Annotated in this window: 2 protein-coding genes and 6 pseudogenes; 3 read left to right on the forward strand and 5 right to left on the reverse strand. The window is 40.6% G+C overall.

Annotated elements, in window-relative coordinates; genetic code table 11:
* Positions 1-471: 471 nt before the first annotated feature.
* Positions 472-1,543, forward strand: a pseudogene (locus JGK20_RS33395) (IS630 family transposase).
* Positions 1,544-1,830: 287 nt separating this feature from the next.
* Here JGK20_RS33395 and JGK20_RS33400 read toward each other — a convergent pair.
* The 3 genes and pseudogenes from JGK20_RS33400 to JGK20_RS33410 form a co-directional block, all read right to left on the reverse strand.
* On the reverse strand, positions 1,831-2,040 hold the full coding sequence (locus JGK20_RS33400; protein WP_293233691.1) for a hypothetical protein: 210 nt from the start codon (positions 2,038-2,040) through the stop codon (positions 1,831-1,833).
* Positions 2,041-2,221: 181 nt separating this feature from the next.
* Positions 2,222-2,644, reverse strand: a pseudogene (locus JGK20_RS33405) (IS1 family transposase); the annotation flags it as partial.
* Positions 2,645-2,682: 38 nt separating this feature from the next.
* Positions 2,683-2,814 (reverse strand): annotated as a pseudogene (locus tag JGK20_RS33410) (IS1 family transposase); the annotation flags it as partial.
* Between the two features lie 289 nt (positions 2,815-3,103).
* Between JGK20_RS33410 and JGK20_RS33415 the strand changes: the two are divergent.
* Positions 3,104-3,199, forward strand: a pseudogene (locus JGK20_RS33415) (transposase family protein); the annotation flags it as partial.
* 4 nt (positions 3,200-3,203) lie between these two features.
* Here the strand turns inward: JGK20_RS33415 and JGK20_RS34745 are convergent.
* Positions 3,204-4,216, reverse strand: a pseudogene (locus tag JGK20_RS34745) (ISAs1 family transposase).
* 48 nt (positions 4,217-4,264) lie between these two features.
* Positions 4,265-5,106, reverse strand: a pseudogene (locus JGK20_RS33430) (IS5 family transposase).
* A gap of 369 nt (positions 5,107-5,475) precedes the next feature.
* On the opposite strand from JGK20_RS33430, the gene JGK20_RS33435 reads away from it, so the two are divergent.
* Positions 5,476-6,615, forward strand: coding sequence for a transposase (locus tag JGK20_RS33435; protein ID WP_293209103.1), 1,140 nt, complete (start codon positions 5,476-5,478; stop codon positions 6,613-6,615).
* Positions 6,616-6,815 lie beyond the last annotated feature (200 nt).

The raw sequence follows: 6,815 nt of genomic DNA on the forward strand, positions 1-6,815 counted from the left end.
ACAAGCCTATGGCTTTATGAACTTTGATAACTTTCGAGCAAGGCTATTAGCTTGCTTTTCTGATTAGGTTTGCTTATCACCTTGACTCCAGAAGAGCCCTTGAAAATCAGATAGGATTGCTATATATGGTGAAGGTATTAGTCGCAGCGCTCCCTGAACTCTCTCAAAGTAGCAGTCCTACAATCTAGATGGCAACTGCGTTTGAGGTGCGCTTACCCTGGATTTAACTGGCTCATAATATTCCATATTCCCTCATGTCCATCACCCAAACAAGTTAATATATCGGCTAACGGCTGATGGTTTATATAGTTAATTAATGCTTCATTCTCTTGATAAAAAGCCCCGTAATAACTTTCATGTAACCGCACGGCCTTATAATCTTGCCAATGAGACCCTTCTCCCAGCTTCCCTCTCATACCATTTTTCTAAAGTTATGCTAGACTTGTCTCAAAAGTAAAGGAGAACATTAAAATGTCTGGTCGTCCTCATATAACAATTACCGAATCTGTAGAGGTATTGCTAGAGATTCGGAAACAACAAAAAAGAATCTTAGCATATAATAAAGTTCAAATGCTTTATTTTTTTCAGTCAAAACAAGTAGAAACAGTCCGAGAAGTATCGTCTATTTTGGGCAAAAGTGAGACTACAATTCATCGGTGGCTCTTTCAATATAAAGAAGGTGGCATAGAAAACTTGTTAAAAAATCGACAGGTTTTTGGCAGACCTAAAAAATTTTCAGTTGAAGTAGCGGCTTTAGTACAACAAGAATTGAGAGACCCCGAAGGATTTTCCAGTTATAAAGAAGTTCATCTCTGGCTCTGGTTAATCAAAGAGATACCTAGTAGTTATCAAGCTGTATACTCCTTGGTAAAAGGGGAGTTTAAAAGTAAATTAAAAATCCCAAGACCGGGCGAGTAGTGAACAAGAGTTAACGGCAGTTAATGAATTCAAAAACACCCTGCCAGAGAGAATTAAAGCCTTGCTAGATAAAGCTCCTGACCAAGTAAAGAAATACAAAAAGTGGCTTTTTTGGTGTAGTGACGAAACTCGATTAGGACTACATACAATTCAGAGACGAAGGATCACACTACGGGGTATAAAACCCGTAGGAAAACATCAATGGAAATTCAAATGCTTTTGGCTTTACGGAGCAGTATCCCCATCTACAGGAAGAAGTTTTTTTTGGGAGTTTTCTCATTTAGATAAAATTTGTTTTCAAGCATATTTGGAACAATTGTCGCTTGAATATCCAGATGAATTGCATATCATTCAAGTAGACAATGCTGGCGGTCATCTTTTAAGTAAATCTGAATTGCCAGACAATATTATTTTACTATTTCAGCCTCCTCATTGTCCGGAAGTAAATCCAACAGAAAGAGTATGGGAATATATCAAAGAATTTTTAGCTTGGTTAGTTTTTAGTAATCTTAACGAACTCCGTGTAAAAGTTCAGGAAATTTTAGCATCTTTAACGAATCATGTCATTGGTTTTCTCACAGGATGGTCTTGGATTTTACATTCTTTATCTCTAGCACATCTTTAAAAAAATGGTATCAGACGGACTTTCCCTCCATCTATGCTTGTTTCTTTGACCTCAATTTTGGCATGAGGTTCTGACCATTCTTGTTTTTCTACCAATCGATGTAAACAAGTGTGTCCAATCTTTACTCCTGTCTGAACTTCCATTTCACGGGGCAGCCTTGCAGTAGGAAAGATTAGCTATTTGACGGAGACAGCATTTTTCAAATAATGGAGATAATCGAGTAGATTTCTTGAACTCTAATTTTTCTGCTTGTTTTTCAGTAATTATTAGTTCACCAATACAGCTTTTTACTGTCCGCGGTCGTCCTTGTTCTGTTCCCGTTGCTTGTTTGATAAAAAAAAACCGATTTGTGGGCCCACTGTTTCAAGCCATTGTTGCCTGAGATGTTTTTCAATATTTTCCAGACTGGTCAGTTCACTTGGGGGTGTATTATTATACCAAATTTTAGCAATTTCTGCCGTACAGGATTCCAACCGCTCTAGTTCTTCAGGGGTCATGGCTCTTTTTCTCGACTTTTTTTGACGCTTTTATTAATCTTATACCATTTTTCTATGAAGCTGCATGGAATAGATCCTCTACCTGAAAGGATTTGAGGCGAACCATGAAGTGCAGCTTCATAGTGAATTGGTATTAACTATTTTAGGCTTATTCGGATATTTACAAAACCGGGATGCTCCCCCATCCATCAGTTACATAAAAATAGCATTTCCATTCACTTACTTTGTCCCATAATGGTTCAAATGTCTTAGCACTATGATCCCCTAATACCCATCCTAAAATTCCTGGTTTAAAGTGGTCAACCGCTGTCCACAGCCAGATCTCATCTGTTTTTTTTTACATAAGTTTGTAATTCATCGAGTTCACCCACTTCTGGAATGACTTCAGGATCATAAACATCTGGTAACAGTTTTCCGACTTGTTTTACCCAATTCATTACCGTGGTATGATGAACTCCCTTAACTCGTTCTATCGCCCGCAAACCCATACCATTGACGTACATTTTTAGGCAGTCACGCTTGATGCTCTCGCGCTTGGCCTCGCTGCGGTTCATACTCATTGATGTTTACGGATATGGGTTGATTTACATTCAGGGCATTGCATAAATTATTCCTCCTATTCATACTCTAACTCAGCAACGCCGAATTCCATAAAGCTTGAGCCGATACTGCGCTACGATCTCCAATATGTACACCAACAATTTCCCTAGTCTGGGCATCCAATGCCAGCCAGACCCACTGCTGATTTCCTTTACTATCAACGAATGACCATAATACCATTTTTTTAAAGTTATGACAGACTTTTTCATTGAGCGGAAGCAGATAATTACAACGTCTTGTCGTCCTTTATCTCTATCGGATCTTTAGAAAAATGGTATAACTCATCCATCTGAACACTCAAGCGCTTTTTTTCCTTGGGAGTCCGCGACACTTGCTTCTTAACAGAAGCCGCTTGGCTATTAACGCAGGGCGAACGCATCTAAAGTTTATATTAGTATAATATGGTATATTGGAGAATAATTATTGAGTGCCTACAAAACATTTAAGCAGAGTTCGTTTTTATGTGATTTGCGGTGCTGATACATGGGTGGATATCGAAAGTTACGGTCGAGCTAAATACGAATGGTTAAAGAAATTTTTAGAATTACCGAATGGCATCAGGGCTATTTCATTCTAAATAAAACTTTAAGCTGCTCAAGACCGAAGCTAGCAAGACGTTGTGCTTGTGCCATGTTATCGAAACCCTGGTCACGATAAAGGTTAAGGGCGAGATTGCGGGCCAAGGCAAAGAGGTTTGGTAGTGGCTGCACCCGGATGCGGGAAGCATCTTCGCCTTGGGTGACATCACGGACATAATGGACTTTATTCTCGACATGCCAGTAATCGCGAATCCGACGGGCAAATTGTTCGACCGTTTCATTCCAGGAACTGATGTAATAGCGCACTTGGGGTTTTTGAATCATCAGGAATTGCCCCTTGTGGAGATGCCGATAACTGGTGACACGGATAATACTGGTTAAGCCCGCCCATTGGTTCGCATCGGTGAGGGACTCTAGGGTTTGCCACAGTTCAACGGTACGTCGTTCGGTGCGACCATGACCCGATTCCACCGTATGGCAATGGAATTCGGCTTTGAACTGGGCTTTAACGGCTTTGAAAAAATTACCATGATTACCTTTCAGTGCGCCTAAATAGTGGTTTTCCGACGTGATGATTTGCGCGCAAGTTTTTTTTGGGTATTCAGGGCATCAAAGGCAAACACTACACCCCGTTGCGCTAAGTCTTTAATCACCGGGGGCAAGGCTGTAATTTCATTGCTTTTACAGTCCACTGGCTGAATCGGCAGAATCAATCCCCGCTCCACCACATAGACGGTGACTAATTGAATCGCCGGATGGGATTCGGTGGTGCTGGCTGGGGTATCGAGGTTGTATGAACCGCATAACACCTTCCCATCCATCGCAATTGTTTCGCCCGCCCTCGGCTCAATCTGAAAGAATCTCGCCAAACAACGACTATAGGCTTCGTAGTCCAGTTCTAACAGTACACGCCGAATCGTGCTGTAGTTCGGCAAGCGTGATTTCGGTGGTGTGAATAATTCCAGCAGTTCGGAACGATACCCCGACAGCCAATCCTGGAGCGCCAGAAAACCCCGACAGCCCGCACTGATCGCCAAGGTAAATAGACCTCTTGCAAAAAAAATCTATGCTATAATAAAAGATTTTCAATTTAATCCCCCTAGAGCTAACTCATAATTATAAATTGCTGATAACAAATTACAACGCAGACCATAACGGCGACGACGATTCCGATAACGACTCGACAATATTTTAAAAATTTTCAGACTCCGGTTAACGTGTTCAATGACAATTCGTTCTTGTGCTAGAGTTCGATTGTAGTCTTTTTCTAAGAGAGAAAGTTTCCCATTTTTAGGTTTCTTTCTAGGAATATAACTATTGGAATGATAATCTTTTATGCCTTGATACCCACTATCTTGTAAGCTATCTGTTTCGGGATGCAAATGAATTTTACTTTTTTAAAACAAGCTAAAATCGTGGCAATGTCCTTTCCCAAAAGCAGTGCAAATAATTGCTCCTGTCTCTTGATTAATGACCAATTGAGTTTTGAGGGTATGACATTTCTTATTGCCTGAGTAATATTTCTTCTGTTTTTTTTTGGTCGTTCAATAGCTGTTTCTGTGACATCAATCGCCACAACTGCTGGATAATCAGAGTTTTTGAGTAATGCTTTTTTCCCAGGAAGACGAAATTTTCCCGTTTTCATCTTTGTTGATTCGATGTCAATTACAATTCGGCAAATAGTTGATTCAGATACTCCCCAATTTGTCGCAATATGAAAATATGTTCGATATTCTCGCCAATATTCCAATGCGACCAAGACCTGTTCTTCAAGAGTTAGGATAGTCCCACGCCCTCTTCTGTCCTTAGGATTTTCTGACCTGAATTCTTCTAAGGCTTTAACCATTACTTTTAAGGTTTGAATTTTCACACCAAATCTACGTTTAAATTGATGAGATGTTAAATTTAGATAAGATTGATTTTTCATGATTTACTGATTGTGTAACAACCAATATAAGTTTCTAGTATCTTATCCTGTTTCTAGTAAGGCAAAAGTAAACATAAGTTAAGAGTTGGGATTCAATCCAGTAAAGCAAAACTTTCCATTATATCATAAAATTATTTTGCAAGAGGTCTAATAAGGCCAAACAGAGCGCTTGCTCATGGCGTAGTCCGGCTGTCCGGCGCAAATCGGGCAAGTCTCTAAAGGCTGGTTGACTGACAAAAGTCAGTCAAGATCGGGATAAAAGCTGACCCAGACTGGATTAAAGAGAAAAAGAGGGATAAACTGTTCTTAACCAAAAAACCAGTATGAATCGAAATGATCGATCGCCCCTCTCATCTTCATCATAAACTAATGAAATTCGCAGGTCAATACAGTCAGTGGTCAGATTTAAGACATCTAGGAGTGATGTGTTGGATGATGGTTGGTTTGATTGTAGAAGGCAAGGTAAATCTAACCAAATGGATCGACCATGTTTGCACCAAAGCACAAATAGCCCAAAGCACACAGCGAAGATTGTCTCGATGGGTAAATAATCCCCGCATCAACCCAGCAAAACTGTATAGTCCTGTAGTGAAGGCGGTATTTGCCAACTGGAAAGACTCAGAAATTTATCTGAGTTTTGATACCAGTATGTTATGGGATAAATATTGCATCATTCGGATCTGTGTTGTACATTTGGGCAGAGCGATTCCGGTGGGCTGGCGAGTACTCAAACACAAAAGTAGTAGTGTCAAAATCGATACTTATCAGGACCTTCTCAAGCGTGTCTCTAGGCTCCTACCCGTCGATGTCAAAGTCATTCTCTTGGCTGACAGGGGGTTTGCCAATGCCGAATTAGTCCGTTATGTCAGAAAATTAGGCTGGCACTGTCGAATCCGGATTAAAGGCAATTTTTGGCTGCGTCATCCACGGCAGGGGTGGCAGCGAGTGAGTCAATTTCCGGTAGCCATCGGCGAGGCAAAACTGATCCACAACGTTCAAATTCACAAATGTAACTCGCTCACAGATGTCCATCTAGCAATTGCGTGGGAATCTACGAATGGCGAACACTGGTACATTATTAGTACGGAGCCTACTAATCTCCAAACTTTTCGGGAATATGGTTTCCGCTTTACCATTGAGGAAAATTTTCTGGATGATAAATCCTCTGGATTCAATCTCGAAGACTCTAAACTCCGTTCCGCTCCAGCTCTTTCTCGACTGTGCTTAGTGTTAGCGATGACTACTTTGTTCTTGACTGCTCAAGGTGTTGAAGTTGTCATTTTAGGTCAGCGTCGCTGTGTAGATCCACATTGGTATCGGGGTGCTAGCTACTTAAAAATTGGCTGGAGTTGGGTCAAACAAGCTCTGAACAAGGGCTGGAATTTAATTTCTGTTGTCTCTTTTTCTACTAATATTGACCCCGAACCAGTCAAGGCTTCTCGTCTACAACATCAGCAAAGAACTTACAGAATTGAGTTTCAAGCTACCACTGTAGTTTGGGCTAATTAAACTTTTGTCAGTCAATCAGCTCTAAAGGCTTCAACAATTGCTAAAGTACTCATCAGGAATGCTCCGAGAATTAACGACATCCACAGCCTACAGCGAATTACATCCCACATTCCGCAGGTCTTCAAACAGAATAGATGGTTATGAAATTAAAAAATTTAAACCTGAAGTGATTGTCCAGCAATCAGTTCAGGCTTTTTTAA

Source organism: Microcoleus sp. PH2017_05_CCC_O_A (genome assembly GCF_020738785.1).
Taxonomy (GTDB): Bacteria; Cyanobacteriota; Cyanobacteriia; order Cyanobacteriales; family Microcoleaceae; genus Microcoleus.